This is a genomic window from Schlesneria sphaerica (genome assembly GCF_044336245.1).
Lineage (GTDB): Bacteria > Planctomycetota > Planctomycetia > Planctomycetales > Planctomycetaceae > Schlesneria > Schlesneria sphaerica.
This window is the reverse complement of record NZ_CP172346.1, coordinates 560327-585871: the sequence shown is the minus strand read 5'-3', so window position 1 is coordinate 585871 and position 25545 is coordinate 560327. Positions and strand designations below refer to the sequence as shown.

Sequence of the window (25545 nt, the reverse complement as noted above, 5' to 3'; positions counted from 1 at the left end):
CATTGAGAGCCATACGCCGGATTGATTCTCGAATGAAACTCAGATCGCTCATTATCGTTATTTGTGTCGTGATTGGATGCGAGTCAAATGCGAAGACTCAAAGCGGAAATCAGAGAGAACGGGCGGATCAGGGGACTCGTTTTTTTGCCACGCAAGGCAAGCTCAGGTCTGTACAGATGACGCAGACGCAGTTGTTTGAAATTGCTCAAATGGGCCACTGTCATTCGTCCAAAGATAGGCTTGCGAATTCAATCGTGGCCGCCACTCTCATGACCGCAGGTCCTGCTCAGCTCGACTGCGCACTTCGTCTGGCGGAATGTGAGGACGTCGAGGTACGTAAGACTGCTCTTCTGCTGGCAGCCAATTATCTGCCGAGCATCCCGGAAGCGGGGCGAAACAGCTTGAAAAGCGTTGCGAATTCGGATGCCGCTATGCGGGCTGCGATCATTTTGTCCGAAACCCGGTTAGATGAGCTGGCGATCGGGGCAGTCGATATTTCTGAATTGGTTCGTTCGGCGGCAGCCCGTCGGATCGGTTTTCTGGTCGCGACCCGGAACACCGACGAACTCTCCGCGAAGGGCGTGCTAACCCGACTCATGATCGACGACGACGTTCTGGTTCGGACAAACGCCGTGCTCGCCTGTAGAGAGTTCAGTCCGGCAGCGATTGTGGACCTGCGTCCAATACTCGAGGGGCTGATGCTTGATACCCGAGAGGAAGTACAGATTGAGGACTTGCTGGCAACCGACAACGATGATTCGCTCGTTGAAATGTACTTTCCATCAGAATACCACGGTCATCGCTGGTTGCTTTCGCGCTTTGCGAATGTGCTGGTGCAAAGGGCGCCCAATACAGCTCCCCCGGTCGGCTACGAGCCCTATATCGATCTCACAGGTCCAACCACGATCGGGTGGCGAGCGCTGACGGTGATTAAAGTGCTGGGGGCAGACGATTCGAAAGGTTTCATTGATCGAATGCGAAAAGGGTTTGATCCGCTTTCCCAGCGGCCTCGGGTGCTTGAATGAATCCGTACCAAAGGGCACATGGGGATAGCAGCGCGGGTGTCCCGAAGATGGCGTCGCCCGGATCCATCACATCGCTGGATGGGTCGGCCTTGATCGATTACGTTGCTGGGTTGCTCTGCAATCACAAAATACTTTGCGAACCTGTCGGCGGCTCTCCGTGTCGACGCTGGGCGTTTGAGGTGTCGTGGACATCGGTGGCGGTGTTCGATTGGCTTTTCGTCCGTGACAAACCGGAGGTGCAGCATGTTGACAAACGACGTTCATGATCAGGTGTTTTTTCGAGACGATGAGTAAGCGGCGTCGGGGATTCCCTTCTGAAAAGCAGGTCAAACGTGGCGTGAGGGTGGTGCACGGTGACAAGCTGCTGGAGGAAAAGCTGGGCAGAAACGACCTTTGCCCGTGTGGCTCCCGCAAGCGGTTCAAGAAATGCTGCCTGACAACAGGCTGCTTTCGACGGCGTGAACCGGCACGACTTTTTTCAAAGAGTGACGTTGGTGAAAGTTCGAGCAGGTGCCCCTTTCCGGCGCCGTCGTCGGAGGGGGGCGATCCCATTTTGGGGCCTCAGTTCATGGAAGCCGTGATATTCATCGGTCTGCAGGCCTCGGGGAAATCGTCGTTCTTTAAAGAGCGATTCTTCCGTACCCACGCCCGCATCAGCCTCGACCTGCTCAAGACCCGCAATCGGGAATGGCAGTTCCTGCAGGTTGGTCTGCAGACAGGGCAACGGCTCGTGATTGATAACACGAATCCCACACGTGAAGACCGTGCCCGGTTCATTCGCCCCATCAAGGAAGCCGGATTCCGCCTCGTAGGATTTTACTTTCAGTCTCACATCGATGGCTGTCTGGAACGAAACCGCGATCGATGTCCGGAAGAACGAGTGCCGGACCTGGGGATCTGCTCGACGGCAAAGAAGTTGGAATTGCCGAGTTTCGAAGAAGGGTTCGATCAGCTGTATTACGTCCGACTTGATGCAGGACAGTTTGTTGTCGAGGAATGGCAAGATGAAGTTTGACGACCTCGATCGGAAGATGCGGGTCTACGAAACGGTCGCCGATTATTGCGTGCTACCGGGTGTTCACATGGTCGCCCGCCTGGATGGTCGTAGTTTCACTCGTCTGACCAAGGAAATCTGCAAGTTTGAGGCACCCTTCGATCTACGGTTCCGAGATTTGATGGTCACGACGGCTGAGGGGCTGATGACCTGCGGCTTCCGGGTGATCTATGCCTATACGCAAAGTGACGAGATTTCATTGCTGTTCGATCTCGATGAGCGGCAGTTTGGACGGAAGTTGCGAAAGTTTAATTCCACGCTGGCAGGCGAAGCGAGCGCCCGGTTCTCGCTGCTGCTCGGGAATGTTGCGACGTTTGACTGCCGTATTTCGCAGTTGCCCAACATCGGCCTGGTAGTGGATTACTTTCGTTGGAGAAATGAGGACGCGGCACGCAACGCGATGAGTGCGCACTGCTATTGGATGAGTCGAAAGCAGGGGCTCGATCAGCGGGCCGCTACCGCGAAAAGTTACGGACTGTCCGTGGGTCAGATGAACGAATTTCTTTTCCAGCAAGGGATCAACTTCAATGATCTTCCCAACTGGCAAAAGCGAGGAGTTGGACTTTCCTGGGAGTCGGTCGAACTGGTGACCACAAATCGGAAGACTGGGGACGAAGTCGCGGTGCGGCGACAACGGATCAAACGCAACTTCGACTTGCCGATGAAGGATGAGTACAGTCGGTACATCGAAGCCCTGATCACGAAGCCCGCCAACGACGAGAGGGCGGAAAAGATCAATCTTTCGTAATCCCGTTGGAGCTGACACAGGATTCGCGCCATCTCGGGGCCTGGAATTCGAAGCGATCGTTCGCCGGGTTCACACAGGCCTCCAGCGCAGCCGCGGGATGTGACGACGGGTCGATACGGACGGCCTGTAAACGTTCCGCAGGGGATTGGGAGCCGCAGACGGTCCCGACAGTTGCTGACCGAGGCTACGGCGCAGCCGAGAATCAGCGGCCAAGAAGCCTGTGAGGCCGCAAACGAACCACGATTCCGTGGTGCAGTGGAAGAGTGATCCCGGACTGTTGTCTGCGGTAGCGGGGGAGAAGTGGTCTGCGATACGATGCGACTGCTTTTCACTTTGAACTTGCAGGATTGTCAATGTCGATCTGGTCACCGCTCCGTGGGCATGCCGAACAAAAAGAAATGTTTCGCCGGACGATTCGCCGTAACCGGCTTTCCCAGGCGTATCTCTTCGTCGGTCCCTCGGGAATCGGTAAACGCAAGTTTGCTCAACTGCTGGCGCATGCACTGTTGTGCCAGAATCCCGGTGAGGACCCGCTCGAAGCATGTGGCCAATGTGCGGGCTGCAAGCCATTCCTCGCGGGGGCTCATCCTGATTTCCTCGCCGTCGGGTGTCCCGAAGGTAAGCGAGAGTTGCCGATTGCTTTGCTGCTGGGGCCTGAAGAGCGGCGAGGGCAGGAGGGGTTATGTCACGATCTCTCTCTGGCGCCACTTCCGGGGTCTCGCAAGGTCGCCATCGTCGATGACGCTGACACGATGAACGATGCCAGTGCGAACGCGTTTCTCAAGACGCTTGAAGAGCCCCCTGAACGGGCCATTCTCATTTTGATCGCGTCGAACCTGGATGCACTCTTATCGACGATCCGATCGCGATGCCAGCTTGTGCGGTTCTCGCCATTGGAAACCGAGGATATCCGTGCGATGCTGATCGAGCAGCAGTTGGCTCAGTCAGACGACGACGTCAACTTTGCGGCCGCACTGAGCGAAGGGAGTCTCACCACGGCCACGCAACTGCTGGAGCCTGAGCTTCGTGAGCTGCGAACACTGCTGTATCGGCAACTTGCGCAAGTGAGTTTCAGCGGATTAGGGTTGGCAAAGTCGCTGCTGGAGGGAATTGGCAAGATCAGTTCCGAGACATCAGTGCAGCGGATCAACGCCCAATGGCTGATTCGGTTTCTCGTCGAGTTCTTTCGCATGGCGGTGTGGCAGATCGGCCAGGGGCCGACCGAGTCGGTTCCATTTTCGGCCGAAGTGTCGCAGTTTGTGAATCGACTGATGACCCAGTCAGACGATGTCGAGGTCGTCGGGGGGCTAATTGAACGGTGCGTTGAGGCCGCGATCCATGTGGATCAGAACGTGGCGGTTCCGCTGGTGCTGGAATCGCTCTGCCAGGACCTGTCACGGTTGTTGCGTCTGGCGGCTCCGGCGCATTGATGACCGCTGCGCGCGACGCTCCGGGCGGGGAGCGGGAATAAAAAACGCTGCCTGTCCGGGGGAGGGACAAGCAGCGTGGATGCCGGCCGCTGGAACTGATGCGGCCGGAGTCCTCTTACGATTCCCGAAAGGGGACGTGGCTGAGTTATTTGGGCGTGTCGGCCTCAGCAAGGGCTGTTTCGACGCGACGATGCTGACGCAGGTCATAGCGATCGCCCGATTTCAGGATCGCGAATTCGGGTGTTTCGATTGACGAGTCCGTGGGGCTGTCGAAGACGGTGACCTGATGTTTCCCTACCACCTGCATCGTAGAACCTCGGACGATGAGTGCGGTGGATTCGTCAACACCCAGGCCGATCAGCTCGGGATGAGTCTTCTTGAGTTCCACCATTTCGTTATGCCGTTTGCGTTCGGTGAAGTGCTGGTCGATGGCAACTCCCGGGAGAAAACCGAACCCGCGGTCGTAGCCTTCGCACATGATCTCTTCATTTCCGAGTGGATTACCGCGGACGAGATACTCACCCTGAATCGTCGCACCGGCCGAGGTTCCACCGATGACCCCACCTCGACGCAGAACATCGTGGAACAGTTCCTCGACATTGGTGTCCATGTAGGCATCCACCAATCGCCACTGTCGGCCACCGGTGAACCAGACTCCGCGAGCGGCTTTCAGCAGAGCAATCAGGCTGGGGCTTGAGAGTTCTTCGCCACTTCTTGCGTGCAGCATGGTGACGTTTCTGGCACCTGCGTCCTGTAGCCAGCCGCAGACTTCGCGCTGCTCGGGAGGATAGTCACCCAAGGCATTCGAGACGACGACGATCGGGGCTTCGATTCCTCCCGCCGCTTCCAGGAATGAGTCGATGACTTCTTTCGGGGTGGGGCCACCCCCAGCGATCACCAGGGTTCCGTTCTGAACATCGGGGACGTGACGGTCGGTTGACGCGATGAGCGTATCGACACGTGAGTTTGCGGCACGCTTCAGCGCGATCAGGTCGGCCTTATGTCCGGGAGTCAGTGACTCGATACGGGCAGGCCGTTTTGTGGAAGGGGACAGGCAGATCGAGACGTCGGATTCGCCGATGACTTCCAGCGACCGCCCCTGCACGATCAGGGCTGTTCCTTCGTCAATGCCGAAGCCAACCATACCGGGACGCAACTGCAGGGCGCGCATGAGTCGCTCCTGGCGGTTTCTCTTCTTGAAGTGCTGATCGACGATGGTTCCGGGCAGGAACCCGAGTCCCGAAGAGAGCAGTGGCTCGACTTTCCCGTCGGCAATCATGCTCCGCGACATAATCGCGGCTCCTGCGGAAGTGCCACCAATTACGCCACCGCGTGCTAAAACATTGTGCAACCGTTCTTCGGTGCGGGTACCGACGTAAGTCTGCGCCAGCCAGTTCTGATTTCCCCCGATGAACCAGACGGCGGTGGCAAGATCGAGAATCTGGGAGAAATTTTCATCATCTGCTTCCATTCGTGAACGAGTGTGCAGAATCTGGAGAGATGCGAAGCCATTATCGGCAAGCCGGTCGTACCAGCCTGACATGCGTGCGTGAATGTCGGTATCGGCGATCACGCTGGCTGAGGGGATAATCACGACATGGGCGTCAGGACCACCCCCGAGCTCGATGAAGCGGTCGAGGAGCGTATGGGGCAGAACCCCACCACCACAGATGACGAGCGACCCGGACTTCGTATACAGGGGATCGTTTTCCGTCTGGAAATCGGCGGCGTGCGACTGTGAGGACATGGTAGTGAACACGCTGAGAAACAGCAGAGTTACGAGTGCACAGTAACCGTGTCGACGAATGTGCCACGAGTGGCTGAGTTGAAGCCTCATCATGAAGTCCAGCTCCTTAGAAAAAATCATGAAGAATTTCACGGCCTTCGCATCCGTGCGATCACACAAAAATAGGTTGATCTGTTCGGGTGTGCAAGGTGGCTTTGGGCATTCTTACCGCAAAATCGTTCCTGAAATATTCGTCGGAAAAGTTTGGTTGATCGATGAATTTTGACAGACTTCTCTCTCGTCTATGAAAATTACGTGCCCTTTTTCTTCTCGAGAATGTTTTTCCAGATCGGCCCGTAGGTCTCTTTGTCGAACGGAGGACAACCTGTCGGAGACTGACCCAGCGGGTGATCTTTCGTTCTCATCATGTTTGTACAGTACGAAAAGGTGCGGCAGGTGGTCTTACGACTCAGCCGTCCATGCGTCTCAAGTTGCTGTACGAAGTCGGGTTGTGAGAGCGTTGCCCGCCCCAAACCGACAAACGAACAACGTTTCTGCGTCACGTTTCCGGCAGCAATATGAATCGCGAGCTCCTGCAACCAACTATATGCACTTCCCACAACGTAAACGTGGGGTAGCGAACGCTGGATCAGGGCCGTGGCCTCAAAGTGGCGTAAAACGCCGATTAATGGGTGTTCGGGAGCGAGATACCCATCCATCGGCGGATAGTCCGCAGGACGGAGGACATGTGGGTTCGCATAAGGATTTCCCATAGTGACATTGAGCAGTGAAACGCCCTCTTCCGCGAGCCAGCGTGCCACCTGCAGGGGCTCATCCGGTTTCCAGCGGGTGTGATCGTGTGGATCAACGCCGAAACTCGTCATTAGGGGCCCTGTATGAGGGACAGGGATGCCTACGCCGTCAGCATCTTTGCGATAGGGGATGCCATCGTAGACACCGATGCGTGACCCGATTTCGATGGAAGGAACTTCATCCCGGCAACGTCGGATGATGTTCCGTACCAGCCGGGTTCGATTCTCGAGGCTACCGCCGTATTCGCCTGGCCGGTTGGTCGCGGCGAGCAATTCCGACAGCAGGTATCGATGGCATTGTTTGATATCGATGAAGTCACAGCCGATTCGGGCAGCCAGTTTCGCCGCAACGAGGTACTGGTCTTCGATTCGCTTCAGATCATCATCACTGAGCAGCGGGAACGAGGCGTCAATCGTTTTGCCGGTCGATTTGTCCAGGGTGAACGGATCGAGCAACGGATCGTGCATGGCGATCTGTGGACGACGAAAGCAGTATCGTCCTGAATGCGTCAGTTGGAGTCCGATCACCAGGCCGCTGTCGGAACCATAGACGTCACGGTGAGCAGCGCGACAGCCGTCCAGCATCTGCTCAATCGCACTGGCGCTCCCTTCATGCAGCCAGAGCTGGCGGGGATTCATTCGGGCATCTTCTGCGATGGCTGTCGCCTCGCCCCAGATCAGCTTCGCGCCCCCACCGCCGAACCGGCGATAGCGACGGTAGGTCAGTTCGTCAGGGGCTCCGTCGAGTGTCCCGTCACACCCTTCCATCGGCTGGATGCAGAACCGATTCCCGACATGCAGCCGGCCGACCGTCGCCGGTTCGAAGAGAGGTGAGAAGTCGGCAGACGAGGGCAAATCGCTCCCCAGTTCCTTCGCCTTCTGAACCAGTTCGTCCGCGGTTTTGAAATGAAAGTAGCGTGCCATCGAAATTTGCTCTTGGGAGACGAGCCCGACCGACATCCGGGATGCGCACTTGTGCGGTGAGCGCGGCAAGGCGCAACGCCAGGTCCGGTCCGACGGGGCAACAATGCGACGTCGGGATCATACCGGACTGGCGGTCAGAAATCGCACGCCGCACGTTCACGTCAGGGCTGCGTCAGGATTCAGCCTGAGAATTCGACCAGAGATCCTTCAGGAACTTCTGGAATGGTTTCGAGTTCACGTGTTCGCGCCGGGTGAACCGCAGTTTGACTGCGTCTAGGCCCGCTTTGTCGCGTGGGGCGACTTCCGGATCAATGCCGAATCCCGTGATCTGTCCTAACTGAACCGAGCCCGCCGGAACATAGATCATGCATTCCAGAGCGGCGGGCCGCTTGGTCACCAGACTGACGATCGGGGTCTTGCCGCGGGTGTAGTGCACGACGACCTTGTTCGTCCAATCGACTTCGACAAACGGCAGCAGTTTCTCAAGAAGCGCCGCCATGTCTTCCAGTACGGCCGGTTCCCATTCGATGGTTCCCTGCAGGAAGCCCTTGCGCATCAGGTGCCACTTTCGGCCCAGTTTTTTCCAGGGGGTCAGGTCTTCGAGATTGAGCGCTTCGGGGCGCGCACGACTGACGAAGGCCTCGATGGCTTTCGACAGGAATCGTTTGAACGCGGGACTTTGTGTGTCTTCCGGAGCAACAATCGAGATCGTAATGTCTTCGAATGGACCGTTGGTCGAAGGCCTGATCCGCACACGTGGCTGACGGTTATAGACCGGAATGTCGTCCAGATCGTTGACATCTTTCAGGGCCAGTTCTGCGGCAAGCGTTTCCTGGACGAAGGTTCGTTTCGGCAGTCGGAACTTCAGCGTCAGCAGCCATTCATCACCGGTATAAGCGTGCAGGAACCAGCCGAAGCTACGCGTTTTGGCAGCGATCTCAACGGTGCTTCGTTCTTTCCAGTCAGGCGGACTGAACTCGTCTGTTGCCTCGATTGTCTGGATCAGGCTGGCGAGGATGCTTCCTTTCCAGCGACGCGGTCGCCCATTATTGGCCAGGCCATCCACGGTATGCCACTTGAGGCCGTCGACCTCCCATGGCATCCTGGCATCGGCACCAATTTTGGATGGGTCGAGATCGCCCGACTGTTTCTTCCGAGCGGCTTCCGCGTCGAACGTCTCTCGGTGGCCTCGTCCCCCTTCTGCCAGCACGCCGGCCAGAACCTCGCCCGTAAAGCTGCGATGTGCGGTCCGGGTCGATGAACCGTTGGTGGTAGCGGACGACGCTGCATGGGCGAATTCGCCTGCCTGCTGGACGACGTCTTCGGGAGTCCCTTCCGCGACGATCCAGCCCCCTTCGGCTCCGGCTTGCGGTCCGATATCGACGATCCAGTCGACGGTTTTAATGACATCGAGGTTATGCTCAATGACAACGACCGTATTTCCCGCGTCGACGAGGCTGTTGAGAATCTTGAGCAGTTTGCGGATGTCGTCGAAGTGAAGACCTGTCGTCGGTTCATCAAGTAAATACAGGGTCTTGCCCGATTGGGGGCGAGACAGTTCTGCCGCCAGTTTCACGCGCTGTGCTTCGCCGCCGGACAAGGTCGGGGCGGGCTGTCCCAGCGTAAGATAGTCGAGTCCGATCGCGGCCAGGACGGACAGCGGGCCGCGAATTTTGGGAATGTTGCTGAACAGTTCCAATGCCTGCCCGATCGACATTTCCAGCACGTCGGCGATGCTTTTGCCGCGATAGGTCACCGCAAGCGTTTCGGCGTTATAGCGCTTACCCCGGCAGGTATCACACTCCACCCAGACATCGGGAAGGAAGTGCATTTCGATCAGTTTCTGACCGTTCCCCTCGCAGGTCTCGCAGCGGCCACCCGTTCTGTTGAAGCTGAAGCGTGTCGCACTGTAGCCACGGACCTTGGCTTCGGGCAGTCGCGAGAAGAGTTCACGAATGTGTTCGAAGACACCTGTGTAAGTCGCGGGGTTGGATGCCGGGGTGGTTCCAAGCGGTTGCTGGTCAACCACGATGATCTTACTGAGAAATTCAAGTCCGTTCAGTTCGTCATAGGGACCCGCCTGCGCCGTGGCTCGATTGAGCTTTCGTGAGATGGCGCGGGCAAGCGTATCATCGATCAGGGAGCTCTTGCCACTGCCGCTCACGCCGGTCACTGCGGTCAGGGTTCCCAACGGAATCCGCAGATCGACGTTGCGGAGATTGTGCTGACGAGCACCCAGCAGTTCCAGCCAGCCCCCACCGGGTGGGACCTGATAGGTGTCGTGAATACTGCCGGGGCGACCGCTTTGGGGCGAAGCGACGACGGACAACGTTTCCGCAGGGGGGGCGGCCGCGCTTTTCGACGCTTTTTTCCGGGACTTTTTCGGTGCCGGACCTGTTTGTGGTGTCTCGGTGGAGGTTGCCCCAATTCGCTGCATGCGGCGTTCGAGCGGAATTTTGATCTCTTCGCGACCCGAAAGGAATTTGCCGGTTAGCGAGAGTTCGCTCTGATTGATTTCCGCAGGAGACCCCTGGGCGGTGACCGTACCCCCGAAGCGTCCGGCACCCGGGCCGAAGTCGTAAAGGCGGTCCGCGGCTTGGATCACTTCGCGATCATGCTCGACCATCACCACTGTATTGCCGAGATCTCGCAGCTTGATGAGTGCCGAGAGCAGGCGACCGTTGTCGCTGGGGTGCAGCCCGATGGTGGGTTCGTCGAGGACGTACAGGACGCCGGTCAGGGCGCGACCGATCTGACCCGCCAGGCGAATCCGCTGGGTTTCTCCGCCGGAGAGTGTGGGGAGAGTTCTTCCCAGAGTGAGGTAGTGAAGCCCGACATCGACGAGAAACTTCAGCCGGGACGTGGCTTCGTCCAGCAGGTCACCCGCGATTCTCTTCTGCGAAGGAGTCAGGTTGAGATTGTTCAGGTACTCGAGGGTCTCGCGCAGAGGGAGATCGCAAAGTTGTTTCAGTGTCTTGCCCACGTTTCCGTCAAGATGCGAATGGCTCGTCCGGGAATCGGCGGGGGGCACATCGGCGGCGATCCCCTTGCGCGGGGTCATCAGTTTCACCGCGCTGGCGTCATCTCGCAGGCGACTTCCCTGGCAGGCGGCACAGGGGACTTCTCCGACGAGTTCGAAGAATTTCATACGGTATTCGTAAGATAGACTCGCTGCCTGCTCGATTGCGGGATAGAGACCCTTGTATTGAAAACGAAGGGTTCCACGGGGCGACTTGTCCTTGGCTCCTTTCTTTACGGTCGAGGCCTGATCGGGCGAACCGAGTGACAATGGAATCCAGGTGTCGCCGGTACCGAACAGGACGGCTCGCTGCTGGGCGGCATCGAGTTGCGAGAAAGGGACATCCAGCGGGATGTCGCATTCTTTTGCCATCGAGGCCAGCATCTGTCGGAACAGGGGAGATTTCGCGGGATCGGGCCAGGCACTGACCGATCCTTGTGCCAGGGACCGGGTCTGGTCCGAAATCAGTGCTCCCAGATTCGTCCCTTGCTGAACGCCGATCCCTTCACAGGAATGGCACCAGCCGAGGGGGCTATTAAACGAAAAGTTATGAGGTGCCAGTTCCTCGAATCCCCGCCCGCACGATTCACAAGCGCGGAAGAGGCTGAATGGCTGCACTTTCCACTTTTTCTCATCGCGGTCTTCATCGACGAATGCGACGCGGATCAGGCCCTTACCGATGTCGAACGCCAGTTCGACCGATTCCGCCAGACGGGACCGGCCCGCGCGTGAAAGCGTAATGCGATCGACCACGATTTCGACGTTGTGCTTCCGTTTGCGGTCAATTTCGGGGACCGAATCGAGTGCATGCGTGACGCCGTCGATGCGAACGCGACGATAACCTTGTTCGGCAAGACGTTCCCACAGCTTGGAGTATTGCTGGCCGACGGTGACTTCCTGCGGAGCAAGAATCAGAACTCGTGTTCCCTTACTGGCAGCGGGCGCGGTCTGCCCGTCTGTTGAGGAAGCGTCATCGGCGGGGACGGTCTCGAGCAGTCGCTCGATGACATCATCGACAGTTTGCGACTTCACGGCGATGCCGCAGTCCGGGCAGAACTGCGTTCCGAGACGCGCGTATAGAATACGGAGATAGTCGTAGATCTCCGTGACAGTCCCGACAGTCGAACGGGGTGTATTGCCGACCGTCTTCTGTTCGATGGCAATCGAGGGTTGCAGTCCGTGAATGTGTTCGACGCGCGGCTTGGGCATCTGACCCAGGAACTGGCGCGCGTAAGAGGACAGAGATTCGACGTACCGGCGTTGTCCCTCGGCGTAGAGGGTGTCCATGGCCAGAGAACTTTTTCCCGATCCACTCGGACCGCAGAAAACACTCATCTGGTCTCGCGGAATCTTCAGGTCAAGGTGTTGAAGGTTGTGCTGCGCAGCACCACGAACGACGATCGACGTGTCTGCACCATCGGGTGCCTCGCTGAGCGCAACCGACGTCTGCCACCGGGGTGCACCGGCGGCCAGTGCTGAGTAAGGGGCGAGGGCAGTCACTTCCTCCTTGTTTGCGTTGACCTTTGAAACCTTCTTCTTACCGCGGGGCGTCGAAGCAGGAACCATGCCCGGCACTGTTTTCAGTGCTCGTCCTGTGTGAGATTCCTCGCAGTTCATTACCTCTTCAGGCGTTCCTTCGGCCAGAATTCGTCCACCACCGGAACCCCCTTCGGGGCCAAGGTCAATGACCCAGTCGGCCGTTTTGATCACGTCGAGATTGTGTTCGACGACAATGACGGTATTCCCCGCCTCGACGAAGCCGTGAAGCACTCGCAGCAGGTGTTCAATGTCGACGAAGTGCAGTCCGGTCGTCGGTTCATCCAGAATGTAGACCGTCTTGCCTGTCGAGCGTTTACTCAGCTCTTTCGCCAGTTTGACTCGCTGTGCTTCGCCACCGGACAGTGTTGGCGACGGCTGACCGAGCTTCATGTAGTCCATGCCCACATCGTGAAGCGTCTGGAGCGACTTCACGAGTTTGGGATGGTTTTCGAAATGCTCAAGGCCCTGCTGAATGTCCATTTCGAGGACATCATTGACGCTCTTTCCCTTGAAGCGAACCTCCAGGGTCTCTTTGTTGAACCGTTTCCCCTGGCAGACGGGGCAGGTCACCCAGATATCCGCGAGGAAATCCATTTCCAGTTTGTTGGCGCCATTCCCTTCACACGCCTCGCAGCGTCCACCCGGGACGTTGAATGAGAACCGTCCCGGCTTGAAACCGCGAACTTTCGATTCGGGCAACTGCGTGTAGAGGTCTCGGATCAGATCAAACAGTTTGACGTACGTCGCGGGATTGGACCGGGGGGTTCGTCCGATCGGACTCTGGTCGATGTCGATCGCCTTATCGATCTGTTCAAGACCCGTCACCTGGGTGTAGGACCCCGGGTTGCCGGTTCCTTTATTAATATCGCGGTTGAGGACTTCCCACAGAATGTCATTGACCAGTGAGCTCTTTCCGGAACCGCTGACCCCGGTCACGCAGATGAACTTCCCCAGGGGAAATTTCACCGAGACATTCCGGAGATTGTGGTGGGTCGCTCCGTGAATCTCGATCGCATGACCATTGCCTGGTCGGCGGACCTTGGGAATCTCGATCGAACGACGACCGCTCAGAAAGGCACCGGTCGCACTTCGCTCTGAATTTCGAATGTCTTCGACAGAACCCTGGGCAACGATTTCACCCCCACGAACGCCGGGGCCCGGTCCGAAATCGACGATGTAGTCAGCCGCCTTCATGGTTTCGTCATCGTGTTCGACGACGATCACCGTATTCCCCTGATCACGCAGATCCTTCAGGCTGTCCAGCAGCATCACGTTGTCACGAGGATGCAGGCCGATTGACGGTTCATCGAGGATGTAGACGACCCCCACCAAACCGCAACCGATCTGCCCGGCCAGCCGGATTCGCTGGGTTTCCCCACCAGACAAGGTCGGGGCGGTCCGGTCGAGCGTGAGATAGTCGAGTCCGCATCGCAGCAGGAAGCTGAGCCGGCCGCGAATCTCCTTGAGGGCCTCCTCAGCAATAAACTGACCCGTTTCCGACAGTTCCAGATCGCCGAAAAATTCCCACGCGGCGAGTGTGCTGAGTGAGCAGACTTCGGGTAGCGACAAGCTTTCCACGGCAGTCGCTACCGTCAGTTCACTTTCTCGCGCAGGCTTTTTCCGTTTGGACGTTGCAGTTGGTGTCGCCTGTGCAGCAGAGGGGGACGCGAACTGCTTCTCACGCAGCGTCCGAAGTTCGGTTCGCGCGAGGGACGCACTTCGGGAGGTGAGGCGATAGCTGCTGGCCTCGGGATTCAGTCGTCGTCCCTGGCAACTGTTACAGCCTGTCTCATGCATGTACTTTTCAAGTTGCACGCGCCGCATCGGATTGCGCGTCTTGCGGTATTCGTCCAGAAGTTCCGGGATGAAACCCGCGTACGTTCCGCCCCGTTTCCAGGTGTTACCGCCCGACTTATAGGTAAAGGTGATATTTCGATTGCCGGTTCCGAACAGGAACAATCGCTTTGCCGCTTCGGGCAAATCACGCCATTTGGATTTGAAGAAGCTGTCTTCAGCCAGCCCAAGATCAACTTCAATTGCGCGCCCAACCCCTTTCAAAATATGTCTGCGCCACTTCCCGACGGCACTGAGTTTGCCCAGGACAACGATGGCCCCTTTCTGGATCGAAAGAGAGTCGTCCGGGATCAGTTGGTCGATCGCGAAGTCAAAGCGTACCCCCAGCCCCTGGCAATCGGCGCACATCCCCTGAGGACTGTTGAAGCTGAACAACTGAGGGGATGGCTGCTGGTAGCTGATTCCACAGTGAGTACAGGCGTAGTCACAGGAATAGAGCTGGTCGAACGGGGAAGGGGGATCTTCCGGCGGTTCCTCTTCAGTCGCCTCGCTCCGTCCTTTCTTGCGGCTGGCGGAACTGCTTTTCGTGATGACGGCATCGGTGGAAGTTGCTTCGCTGATGGAGCTGCGGGGGCCTTCGCGCAGGCCCATGTCGGGTTCGCGCGAGATAATCAGTTTCCGCTCGGCCAGATTGAGTGCCGTTTCAATGGCCTCTGCGACACGGGCTCGAGGCGTCTTTCCGGCGATCAGTCGATCGATCACAACGTCGATCGTATGTTTCATCTGCTTGTCGAGCTGCAGATCGTCGGTCAACTGGACAAGTTTGCCATCGACACGCGCGCGCAGAAATCCTCGCTTGAGCAGATCGACGAACAGGTCCTTGAACTCCCCTTTCTGTCGTTGCACCAGGGGGGCCAGAACCTGGTATTTCGTTCCTTCCTCGAGGCGCAGGACACTATCAAGGATGTGGTCCCGTGTCTGAGCGGTAATTGCCCGGCCGCACTGATAGCAACTGGGGGTTCCGACGCGTGCGTAAAGGACGCGTAAATAATCGTAGATTTCGGTGATCGTACCGACGGTGCTGCGTGGGTTGCGACCACTGGCTTTTTGCTGGATTGAGATAGAAGGGGCCAGGCCGGTGATGGAATCGACGTCCGGCTTGGGCATCTGTCCGAGGAACTGGCGGGCATACGACGAGAGTGATTCGACGTACCGGCGTTGTCCTTCGGCATAAAGCGTATCGAATGCCAGTGAACTTTTTCCCGAACCGCTCACCCCCGTCATGACGACCAGTTTGTTGCGGGGGAGTGTAAGACTGACGTTTTGCAGATTGTGCTCGCGGGCACCACGAATCACGATGTCGGCAGCGGGCATGAGCACCACAACGATAAAGAGAACAGGCAAGTGCCTGAAGATGTTCCGAAGACCATCACAAGTATAGGAACCGCTCCTCGCGCTTCAACACTCAAGTACCTGGACGGCTGTCGGAATAGGCTTTGTGGCGATGGCGAAGCTACTGGCCTGCGAGGGCGGTGATCAGGCTCTGAAGTTCGTCGTCCAGTGACATATCCGTAACGGCTGGTTTTCCCGCCCGATGGTACCAGTACCGGGCATTGCCGAGGTCTCCTTCCACGCGGTGCAGGTAGGCGTGGACCCAGGCTGCATTTGAAGACCCGTCGTCCTGAACCAGTTCGTGTGCCCGGTCCCACGCTCCTTTCGCGGCGTGCCAGAGTGCTTGTACCGGCACGGACAGCCCGCGAATTTCGGATTCTGTCATTTCTGTCAGGGATTGCTTCATTCTGTCCGTCTCCTTCGATCCTGAATGGGGGCCACGGCCGCCGCTGCGAGTGGAGACTTTATCGGACAACGCCCGCTGAGCGTACTTACTTGACGGACAAAATGATTGTGTGAGACTGGTACGAAGTCCTGTTGGTTGGCGACTTGTCAGAAGCCAGCGACAGCGAGGTCGATAAGCGGTGGGCGTGGCTGCGCACTCGTCAGGCACTGTTGCGGCAATGAACCGGCCGACGACCGTTTTGACAGAACGTGCCGCCGAGAGAAGAGCATGCAAATTCGCCAAACGTTGTTCCTGATGCTGGTCAGTCCACTCGTGTGGGGTGCGTCATTCGCTGAAGAACCTGCGTCCCGCTACAAGATTGTGACGAAACGCGAACAGGATCGCGTAGAGGTCACGTCCGATGCGGGCAAAGTCGTGTTCTCAATTCGCAGTCCCAACGGGATTGGTCAGGTGAACCTCAGCCGACTCGATGACAAGTGGCCGGACGTCGTAATGTTCCGTCTGCATTTGAGCGGACTGGAACGGTTTCAATTAGCCGTGGGCCAGGTAAAGCTCACCGGAGCTGTCTCAAGCCAGGATGGTTCTGTCCGGGTGTGGCAGGGTGAGGATGAGTCGAAGCCGCTCGATCCCCAGAACCCTAACTGGATCGAAGTCCGCGGGGTGGGGCGAGACGGTCAGCCGACAAAAGTTATTCCTCTTAAAGACGGCTACTTCGAGATTGCTGTTCCCCGGAGGCTACTTGCGGGAAGCGACAAATCGATCAACCTTTCGTGGATCGACTTCTATCGAAACTGACGCGGATCCCTGCGGTGAGTTTTCACGCGACCGATTCCTGATGAGTCAGCACACGTTGGCAATCTTGAATAAATAGTATATATACTGATCGGTCGATCTGGTGCCGGGACGGTTCAAGCAGGGCGAGTCAATTTCAATTTGTCAACTCAGAGGTGGTGCCGTCACCGCGCTGATTCGCGGCGAAGAACGTGTTCTCATCCTGAAATCGGCGAATAAAAGGTATATTTCTTCGTTGGTGCATCGCAGCGACGGGGCGTCAATACGGAGCCGCATGAACGGGCTTCAGCAGTCAGAAACAGGCGGTTAGCAGTCAAAACAGTGTCGGAAACAAGGTGCACGTGATCCGGAGAGCCTCTGACGATGGCAGTCAAACCGACCGACTTTTCGAAGCACGATCAGGAGATCTGGGACGAGGAGCTGCAAGACTTTATTCCCGACCGTGTTTTCGACGCGCACGTGCATTTGTTTAACCCGGTCCATTTGCCTGAGGCAATTCGCGAAAAGCACGCTTGGGGCTACACGGACCTGGCCACGATGCAGCAGTGGGCCGAGCGACTATATCCCGGCCGCGAGACTCACTTCCTGTCGTTAGGTACCCCCATCGCCGGGATCGATGTCGCCGCTCACAACGAATGGTGCATCCAGCAAATCAATCTCGACCCCAATTCTCGCATGAATCGACTGGTGACTCCCTCCTGCTCGGTCCAGCAGATTGAACGGGACATCCGTGAAAAAGGGTTCATCGGGCTGAAGCCATATCGCGTGTTTTCGGTGACCGGCGATATTGCGCAGTGCCGCATTGAAGAATTTCTGCCACATGAGCAACTGGAATTGGCGAACGAACTGGGGCTGTGGGTGACGATGCACCTGTCCCGGTTCCATGGATGCGGGGACGAGGAGAACCTGAAGGACCTGCAGGAGTACACCTGCCGACGCTATCCCAAGGTGAAGTGGATCTTAGCGCATTGCGCTCGCAGTTTTACGTACTGGCCAATTCGCAAGGCGATTGAGCAACTGCGAGAGATGCCCAACATCTGGTACGACGTATCAGCCGTGACGGATGTCCGTCCGATGATCACGCTGTTTACACGTGAAGATCGTCGTCGGATTTTCTATGGTTCTGACGGGGTCGACGCGACCTACTTTCGCGGGCAGTATGCGGCGTTGGGGCGTGCGTGGCAGTATGTCGATACAGATCAGCTCGATATCAAATTCCCCCATTGCGACGGTCGGCCAATCCTGGCGGTCTACGAACAACTCCTTTCGATTAAGCACGCGGCCGAGATTGCTCAATGGTCGCGCGACGATATCGAGCATCTTTTCTGGAAGAATGCGGCAGCGGCGTTCCAGATCCGGTTCAGCGGCGATACCTCGGCGATCTCTGGGGAAGCCGGGTCGCAGACACAAGAGGTCTATCAGCGGGCGAAGCTCAGGATCCCCGGTGGAACTCAGTTGCTCAGCAAGCGGCCTGAGATGTTTGCGCCCGGTCGTTGGCCCGCCTATGCCCGTGAAGCGAAAGGTTGTGAAGTCATCGATCTGGATGGGCGACGGTATATCGACATGACAACCTCCGGAATCGGAGCGTGCCTGCTGGGCTATGCCGACCCTGATGTCACCCAAGCGGTCCAGCAGCGGATTGCGCGGGGTTCGATGTCGTCGCTCAATTCCGCCGAGGAAGTGGAGCTGGCGGATCTGCTGGTCGAGCTTCACCCGTGGGCGGAACAGGTTCGGTATGCGCGTTCGGGAGGCGAATCGATGGCGATTGCCGTTCGAATTGCCCGCGCCGCAACTTCCCGGGACAAAATTGCATTCTGTGGCTATCACGGCTGGTCAGACTGGTACCTTGCCGCGAACGTCACTCCAGGCGGGCCAAATGATGGACTTGGGGCTCACCTCTTGCCCGGTCTTGCGCCGAATGGTGTCCCCAGGGGACTCGCAGGGACGGCTCTTCCCTTTACTTACAACCGGCTGGATGAACTCGAAGATCTGGTCCGAAAGCATGGGGATCAGCTCGCCGCTGTCGTGATGGAACCGACGCGGTCTCATGATCCCGCTCCCGGATTTCTGGAAGGTGTCCGAGACCTTTGTCACCGCTGCGGGGCAGCGCTGGTCTTCGACGAAATCTCGTCAGGATGGCGAATGCATCTGGGCGGCGCGCATCTGAAGTACGGAGTCTTTCCTGATCTGGCCGTATTTGCCAAGGCTATTGGTAATGGTCACCCGATGGCGGCGATCATCGGCCGGCGCGAAGTGATGGACGCGGCTCAGACGTCCTTTATTTCCAGTACGTATTGGACTGAAGGAGTCGGGCCGACGGCGGCACTGGCGACGATCAAAAAACTGAGAAGGGTCGACATCGCTTCCCATACCACGCGAATGGGAGGTCTGGTGCGGGACGGCTGGCGGTCGCTGGGGGAACGAACGGGAGTCCCGGTAAAGGTCTCAGGGCATCCCGCACTTCTGCACGTCGGATTTGAGCACGAGCAGGCAGCGGGGCTGGGGACGTTACTGACGGCGAGAATGCTCGACAGAGGTTTCCTCTGCGGGGGTGGTTATTACCCCAGTTTCGCTCATCGAGAGCGGCATTTGGAGGCGTACTTTGCGGCACTGGAACCTGTGTTTGGGGAGCTGGCCGAAACAATCGAGCGTGGTGACGTGACCCGGAGACTGCAGGAAGCGGGAGTTTCCGTGCGGCATTCCGGGTTCGCAAGACTGTCATAGGTGATCTCCGATTGTGATCGCGAGCCTCGCTCGCGTCGCTTTCGGCAAGACTGGCGGCGACCAAAGAAAGCAGGATGGCACACCGATGTCAGGGATGTTGATATGACGACTGAAGTCTTTTGACGTAGGGCCTGGAAGAGAGCGATTGATGGTGAGTCACGAATCGGCCAGTCGGCCGGAAACTCAAGTCCGGGAACTGGCTCGAATCATTCGGATGCGGATCCAGTCCGAGCAGTTGGAAGAGGGGGCGCTTTTTATGACAGAAGCGCAGCTTGCTGATGAATATAAAGCCTCTCGCACGGTGACGCGCGAAGCGGTCAGCCGACTGCAGGCGCTGGGGATCCTGGAAGGACGTAAACGGAAAGGCCTGATCGTCCGGCGGCCGGATCCACTGAGCCTGTTTCAGCACAGTCTTCCCTCACTGGTGACGTCACCGGAAGACTGGCACGACCTGGGACAGTTTCGTTACGCCTTGGAAGTCGGAGCCATTGAACTGGCGATCCGTAACGCGACCGATGAACAGATTGAACGACTGGCGGAAGTCGAGGCCGAACTCGAACAGGCGGTATTGAAGGATCCTGCCTCGCCGGAGTCCGTTGAGCTGGATATCAAATTTCATTCGCTGATTCTGGAGATGACGGGGTCCCGGATGATTGCCGGTATGCAGCAGATTCTGGTGCAGTTCTTTCAAGAGTCACCACCGACCAATCTGTCCCCTTCGGCGGCCGAGCGAGTATGCTGGGAACATCGTGAGCTGTTGAACGCGATTCGGGACCGGGATGTCGAACGGGCCCGATCAATGATCCGTATTCAGATTCGATCTACGCTCGATTCCGCATCGAGTGTGAGCAGTGGTGAGGCGACGGACGTTTCGCATTAACCGCAACTCGACAGGCTATGGGATGAGTGACCCGGATCAACAAACCGGGATCAACAAACATTGAGTTCGATAGAAGAGAGCCATGAATCATCAATCTTTTCGGAAGTACTCACGACGTGATTTTTTAGTTGCTTCCAGCGTGGGCCTGGCGGTCAGTTCGTTCGGCCGGACGCTTTCGGCAGCATCCACGCCATCCTCGCCGGGCCGAAAAGTTGCGAAGTCGACGATCCTGTTTTTCCTGTGCGGGGGGGCGTCGCATCTGGACATGTGGGATTTGAAGCCCAAGGCTCCACTGGAATATCGGGGCCCCTTCCAGCCGATTGCCACGTCGGCGCCCGGAGTGCAGTTGAGTGAGCATCTTCCTCTGCTGGCGCAGCAGGCCCACCATCTGGCTCTGATCAATTCCGTGGGAGCGACGGTCAACACGAATGATCATCACGCTGGGTACTACCACAATCTGACTGGCCATGTGCCGGACCCGACATTTCTGATTCAGGGGAATAATCGCACTCCGTATCCTGATGACTGGCCTTACATGGGAAGTGTGGTCGCATCGCGTCGTCCGCAAAGGCCGGGCCTGCCGAATGCTGTATCGTTGCCTTACAAGCCGAGTCAGGCTCCTTACACGCGGCCCGGCCAGTTCGGTGCCAAGCTGGGAGTGAAGTTCGATCCCTTGTTCGTATACGGTAAAAACGACAATCCGACGGAATTTCAGGCGCCGGACCTGGCGCTGACGACCGGTGTGACCTCCAATCGATTCAGCCAGCGGAATGGCTTATTGTCGGGGCTGGACGCCGCTCGGCGCGATCTGGATCAGTTCGCCAGTGTGCATACCTGGAACGATCAGCAGCAGCGCGCGATCTCTCTGTTGTCGTCCGCGGCAACGACCCGGGCCTTTGACGTTTCTCACGAGAAGCCAGAGACAATTGCGCGATACGGCAAGACCGTGAATGGAATGAGTCTACTGGCGGCACGCCGACTGGTGGAAGCAGGGGTTCCCTTTGTTACGGTCTTCTGGTCGGAAGAGAACGATGCCGTAGCGAAGAAGTGTCTGAGTGGCGGTGGTTGGGACACCCATGGCAATAACTTCGGCTGCTTGAAAGAAGAACTGTTGCCCGAGTTCGACCGGGGATTCTCGGCTTTGATTGAGGATCTGGCTGATCGGGGTCTATTGGATGAGACCCTGTTGATGGTTACCAGCGAGATGGGGCGAACTCCGAAAATCGGCGATCCTCGCTCGGGAGGCGTCAAAGGAGCTGGGCGCGACCACTGGACTCACTGCCTCACCGATGTCCTGGCTGGCGGGGGAATTCGAGGTGGTCAAACATTCGGATCGAGTGACCGGTTGGCAGAATATCCTGCCAGCCGACCCGTCACGCCTGCGGATGTGACCAAAACCGTCTATCACGCGATGGGGATCGAGAATCTCGAAGCGTTCGACAACCAGGGACGTCCGTTTCATCTCTTGGAAGAGGGACAACCGCTGATTGATCTTTTCTAGGGGAATATTCTGTTCGATCAGGGACAGGGGCCGCGGAAGAGGAGCAGACCTGAATGGGAATTGGGACGGCCCCGGCGACCGCCCCGTGTGAAAAAGCAGACTACGATTCTTGCTCTGGTGTGTCGTTGTCTTCCTGCTCAGCAGGGACGACCTCGTCAATACCATCGTCCAGCCAGCCGAGGATGTCGCCTGTTTTGATCGGGCTATCTGCAAGCTTCTCGATCGTGACGACCCGGCCCGACATTTCTGACAGGATGTCAAACGTCACTGCCGGGATTCTGAGTTCGACAATAAAGTCGCCCGCCAGGATCAGGTCCCCCTCGTCCACCAGCCAGCCACTGACGCAGAGTGGCTCGTTGTCACAGCGCAGATCGGGAACAAGGATGGGAATGCGCATGTGATCTCATTTCCTGGGGCGAAAGGCTTTGATACGTGTTTCATCCGTCGTCAGAAAGGGGCCTTCCAGCAGATCGATACAGTAGGGAATCGCGGGAAAAACGGCGTCGAGGCATTCCTGAATCGCGCGTGGCTGACCCGGCAGGTTGACAATCAGAGCTTGGCCGCAGATGCCTGCTGTCTGGCGCGACAAGATCGCGGTGGGAACTTTTTCCAGTGACACTTTGCGCATGAGCTCACCAAAGCCCGGCATCATCTTTTCGCAGACCGCCTCGGTCGCTTCGGGAGTCACGTCGCGCAGGGCGGGCCCGGTTCCCCCGGTGGTGATCACCAGACAACACTTTTCACGGGTGCACAGTTCACGCAGGGTTTCTTCGATAACAGGTCGTTCATCAGGAATGACTCGGTCGATATGTTCGAAGGGGCTGGTGAGCACATTGCTGAGATACTCGCGGATGGCAGGGCCACCTTTGTCTTCGTATTCTCCCCGGCTGGCTCGATCAGATACGGTCACAATTCCGATGCGGATGGCCTTCATGCGAATGCTTTGATTTTCTATCTCGAGTAAAAAATGATCGGTCAGTGACCATGATTGGTCACTGACACAGGGCAGTGCACAGCAGCAGATCAAGTGCCAGCGTGAACTGGACTCGGGCCGACGAACCGAGCCTCGCCAGCGAGTATTACAGGCTGACTTCCGGGGCGTTGATCAGTTCTTCATGTCCCCGAAGCTCATTGATTTTGCGTTTGACCGCTTTTCGGAGTTCCATCCACTGGTTCACTGCGGTGTGAAACTCTTCCGACACCTCTGCCAGTGCAGATTGTGACTGCGATCCATCTGCCATTGTTCGCTGCAGTTCGATGATGGCGGGTTCGAGCTTTTGTTTCAAGAACTCGATACACCCTTTGGACAAGCGTTCGATCTCCTCCGCGAGATGCTTGACTTCGTGGCGGTCGTCGTAGCGTTCGGCTTCAGAAAGCTCTCGCATCATGGTCACTTGAGAATTCGATTGACGTGATTCGGCGTTGACCAGACGACCGAAGGGGTTTTCGTCATGTTTTGCGGCGTTCGATGCCCGTTCGGCTCGCTTTAATCCTTCGCGGGCTTTGTCGAAATCCGGGCGAACTTCCAGAGCCTTCTTGAAGTAGATGATGGCCATCGGGAGGTTGCCGGAATCCACATAGAGATTCGCGAGATTCTGATACCCTTCAGCAAACTTGGGATTCAATCGAGTTGCTTCTCGATAGGCCGAAATCGCGAGCTGCAACTTATTCTGCTTTCGCTGTGCAATTCCCAGATTGAAGTAGGCTTCGACGCAACGCTTATCTTTCTGAATGGCCTTGCTCAAAACTTCGACCGCTTTCTGATGTTCCTTCATCCGATTGTAGATTGCTCCCAGGTTCGTCAGGTGACGTGCCTCCTGCGGTTGCAGCAGTGTCAGCTTGAGGAAGCGGTCTACGGAGGTGGCAAGGTCCCCTTCGAGGTAGGCAATTGTCGCAATCCCTTCATGAGCATCAATGCAGTCGGGGTCGACCTCAATCGCTTTGTCGTAAAGCTCTTTGGCCTGTTTAAGCTGCTCGAGCTGCAGGCAGTCGCTTGCCAGTTTGCAGAGTCCCTGGGCTTTGGCATTACTCATGTTGAAGAACCTCTGCCATTCGATGACTGGACTTGAGTTCACAGAACACAACATGCACGAGCTGACTGTGCAGAGATCACGCTGCGAAGCCTGCTCGGATCGGTGGCAACTTGATTCAGGGCGAAAAGTGAGGAGGAGTCGTTTTGAGTGGTGTGCGATTATAGAGCGAGTGCGCGCGATTCGTCAAAACGAGATCAAATATCGCTGATGCGAATTTGCGAGCTCGGGCGAGAGCGGAGGGGTTCCCGGGATGGAATTGATTTCACTGGATGACGAAACCCGGCGGCTTATCGAGTGAAGAGATTGGCGGTGTGGGATCCGGGAGGGGAACACTCAGCGTCCTGGCTGTCCCCTTGTTATCACTGTACGGCAGCTTGCATCAGTATGTCGGTCAGACGTGCGAGTCAGGGCTCGACAGTCATTCCAGTTCTTCTTCGAGGTCATCGTCATCGGTCGAGCGCATACTCAGCGAGATGGCTTCCAGCACTTTGCGAGTCTGTTCCAGTTCGTGATCCGTTCCCTGGTAAAGGACCAGAATGGTCTGGTCACTCGTTTGGAACGCCCTGAGGCACGCCGAGTTGATCAGGTCGTAGCACTCGAAATCGAGATCACGTCCGAGTGCGGGGAATCCGCAGAAGCTGCCCACGACATCGACGACATCGATTCCCTCGTAGTCCTGTTCGAATGCGGCCGAGACCGTGTTCAGCACCTCCTCGGGATCGGGCCGGGAAGGGAAGATCACGGCCGTCCAGAACGATGTTCCGGGGCTTTGCACAGTGATGGTCACTTCTTCATCGCTGGCTTGCTCATCCAGGCTCCAGGTGGAAGGGAACTGGAACTGAATGCCGAACTTGCTGTAGTCGTTGAGCTTGCTCGAGGGGGCAGCGTGGCCGCACGTTTCATGATCGTGATGGTCGTGGCCGCACCGATGCTGTGGTTCACTCAAACGGGGATCTCCCAATGCCTGATCTAGAGAATTTGCAATTCCGCAGCGCGAGAGACGACTGCGGGGAGTACCGGGAAGAGTGAATCAAGGGTTGTTCCGATTTCACGATTCGAGTACCTTGGTCTTACACTAATGGTGAGACAGTCAGGCGGCAAGCGGCCTCGTAAGAGATTTCGCTGCTCGACTCTATTTCAAGAATGGGCTAGCTGGGGGACATTCATTCAACTCCGGTAGCATCTGCTTTTCGGAGTTCTTCCGAAGTCCAAACAGCGTAAGAAGAGGAGATAATTGTGGCGTCTGTTCGAGCTGAAGGTGTTGCGGAAGCGCTGTTTGAACTGAAACGACTGGACAAACTGGCGACTTACACACAAGTCGCGACTCGGGCTGGATTCAAGCCCGGCGCGGGTGGCCGAACGCTGATGACATGCCTGGCGGCTGTTCAACGAGACTGGCCCCACCTGCACTGGTGGAGAGCAATTCCCGATGATCGGATGCTCGCCAAAGAATCGGAGCACGCCAAACAACTGATCTCCAGCGGGTACGAAGTCTCTGCCGCTGAAGGGCGCAAGGATATGGTTACGGTCGTGACCATGGATGATACCCTCTTCTCATGGGAAACCCACGTTGTGGCCTGAGGTCTCGTCTGGCGTGAGATGCCTCTACGGCACAATCTCGCCTGACATGCAGGCGGGTTTCTGCAACAATTGATCACAGCCCGACGGCTTGAATCCGTCGGGCTGTTTGTCTTGAATCAACCCTTTCGCCGTCCGAAGACCCTTACAAATTATTCAGGAATCAGG

17 protein-coding genes and 1 pseudogene are annotated in these 25545 nt (G+C 57.2%); 10 read left to right on the top strand and 8 right to left on the bottom strand.

From position 1 onward, the window contains the following. The first annotated feature begins 32 nt into the window (after window positions 1-32). The 5 genes and pseudogenes from ACGY09_RS02115 to holB all read left to right on the top strand — a co-directional run bounded on the left by ACGY09_RS02115 (window position 33) and on the right by holB (window position 4257). Window positions 33-1025, top strand: a complete 993-nt coding sequence (locus tag ACGY09_RS02115; RefSeq protein ID WP_397570285.1) for a hypothetical protein — start codon at window positions 33-35, stop codon at window positions 1023-1025. 262 nt (window positions 1026-1287) lie between these two features. Further along, a pseudogene (locus tag ACGY09_RS02110) lies at window positions 1288-1461 on the top strand (SEC-C metal-binding domain-containing protein); the annotation flags it as partial. Between the two features lie 132 nt (window positions 1462-1593). Further along, a complete protein-coding gene (locus tag ACGY09_RS02105) occupies window positions 1594-2040 on the top strand; it encodes an AAA family ATPase (RefSeq protein ID WP_397571840.1) in 447 nt (148 codons plus the stop codon). Continuing rightward, a complete protein-coding gene (locus tag ACGY09_RS02100; RefSeq protein ID WP_397570284.1) occupies window positions 2030-2827 on the top strand; it encodes a tRNA(His) guanylyltransferase Thg1 family protein in 798 nt (265 codons plus the stop codon). The genes ACGY09_RS02105 and ACGY09_RS02100 overlap by 11 nt, the downstream gene beginning before the upstream one ends. A gap of 353 nt (window positions 2828-3180) precedes the next feature. Further along, window positions 3181-4257 carry a DNA polymerase III subunit delta' gene (gene holB / locus ACGY09_RS02095; RefSeq protein WP_373651742.1) on the top strand — a complete coding sequence of 359 codons (1077 nt, stop codon included), beginning with the start codon at window positions 3181-3183 and terminating at the stop codon, window positions 4255-4257. Between the two features lie 145 nt (window positions 4258-4402). Here holB and ACGY09_RS02090 read toward each other — a convergent pair whose 3' ends face one another. The 4 genes from ACGY09_RS02090 to ACGY09_RS02075 form a co-directional block, all read right to left on the bottom strand. Further along, entirely contained in the window at window positions 4403-6097 is a 1695-nt protein-coding gene (locus ACGY09_RS02090; protein ID WP_397570283.1) for a cyanophycinase, read from the bottom strand. A 197-nt stretch (window positions 6098-6294) separates the two neighbouring features. Then, entirely contained in the window at window positions 6295-7719 is a 1425-nt protein-coding gene (locus ACGY09_RS02085) for an NADH:flavin oxidoreductase (RefSeq protein WP_397570282.1), read from the bottom strand. A 172-nt stretch (window positions 7720-7891) separates the two neighbouring features. Continuing rightward, window positions 7892-15445 carry an excinuclease ABC subunit UvrA gene (gene uvrA, locus ACGY09_RS02080; protein WP_397570281.1) on the bottom strand — a complete coding sequence of 2518 codons (7554 nt, stop codon included), beginning with the start codon at window positions 15443-15445 and terminating at the stop codon, window positions 7892-7894. 139 nt (window positions 15446-15584) lie between these two features. Next, window positions 15585-15869, bottom strand: coding sequence for a hypothetical protein (locus tag ACGY09_RS02075; RefSeq protein WP_397570280.1), 285 nt, complete (start codon window positions 15867-15869; stop codon window positions 15585-15587). A 267-nt stretch (window positions 15870-16136) separates the two neighbouring features. On the opposite strand from ACGY09_RS02075, the gene ACGY09_RS02070 reads away from it, so the two are divergent. From ACGY09_RS02070 to ACGY09_RS02055, 4 genes are all read left to right on the top strand, one after another. Beyond that, complete coding sequence (locus ACGY09_RS02070; RefSeq protein WP_397570279.1) at window positions 16137-16664, top strand: hypothetical protein; 528 nt, start codon at window positions 16137-16139, stop codon at window positions 16662-16664. A gap of 360 nt (window positions 16665-17024) precedes the next feature. Next, complete coding sequence (locus ACGY09_RS02065) at window positions 17025-19385, top strand: aminotransferase class III-fold pyridoxal phosphate-dependent enzyme (RefSeq protein ID WP_397570278.1); 2361 nt, start codon at window positions 17025-17027, stop codon at window positions 19383-19385. A 148-nt stretch (window positions 19386-19533) separates the two neighbouring features. Next, window positions 19534-20265: a FadR/GntR family transcriptional regulator gene (locus ACGY09_RS02060; protein ID WP_397570277.1), complete on the top strand. Its 732-nt coding sequence runs from the start codon at window positions 19534-19536 to the stop codon at window positions 20263-20265. Window positions 20266-20347: 82 nt separating this feature from the next. Beyond that, entirely contained in the window at window positions 20348-21766 is a 1419-nt protein-coding gene (locus ACGY09_RS02055) for a DUF1501 domain-containing protein (protein WP_397570276.1), read from the top strand. A gap of 100 nt (window positions 21767-21866) precedes the next feature. On the opposite strand, the gene ACGY09_RS02050 is transcribed toward ACGY09_RS02055, so the two are convergent. From ACGY09_RS02050 to ACGY09_RS02035, 4 genes are all read right to left on the bottom strand, one after another. After that, window positions 21867-22163 carry a biotin/lipoyl-containing protein gene (locus ACGY09_RS02050; protein ID WP_397570275.1) on the bottom strand — a complete coding sequence of 99 codons (297 nt, stop codon included), beginning with the start codon at window positions 22161-22163 and terminating at the stop codon, window positions 21867-21869. Window positions 22164-22169: 6 nt separating this feature from the next. Further along, the gene (mog, locus tag ACGY09_RS02045; RefSeq protein WP_397570274.1) at window positions 22170-22700 is read right to left on the bottom strand and encodes a molybdopterin adenylyltransferase; all 531 of its coding nucleotides are present in this window, start codon (window positions 22698-22700) and stop codon (window positions 22170-22172) included. A gap of 145 nt (window positions 22701-22845) precedes the next feature. Continuing rightward, window positions 22846-23799, bottom strand: a complete 954-nt coding sequence (locus tag ACGY09_RS02040) for a tetratricopeptide repeat protein (protein WP_397570273.1) — start codon at window positions 23797-23799, stop codon at window positions 22846-22848. Between the two features lie 418 nt (window positions 23800-24217). Further along, window positions 24218-24745 carry a hypothetical protein gene (locus ACGY09_RS02035; RefSeq protein ID WP_373651754.1) on the bottom strand — a complete coding sequence of 176 codons (528 nt, stop codon included), beginning with the start codon at window positions 24743-24745 and terminating at the stop codon, window positions 24218-24220. Between the two features lie 290 nt (window positions 24746-25035). On the opposite strand from ACGY09_RS02035, the gene ACGY09_RS02030 reads away from it, so the two are divergent. Beyond that, entirely contained in the window at window positions 25036-25380 is a 345-nt protein-coding gene (locus tag ACGY09_RS02030; protein WP_373651755.1) for a hypothetical protein, read from the top strand. The last annotated feature ends 165 nt before the right edge of the window (window positions 25381-25545 follow it).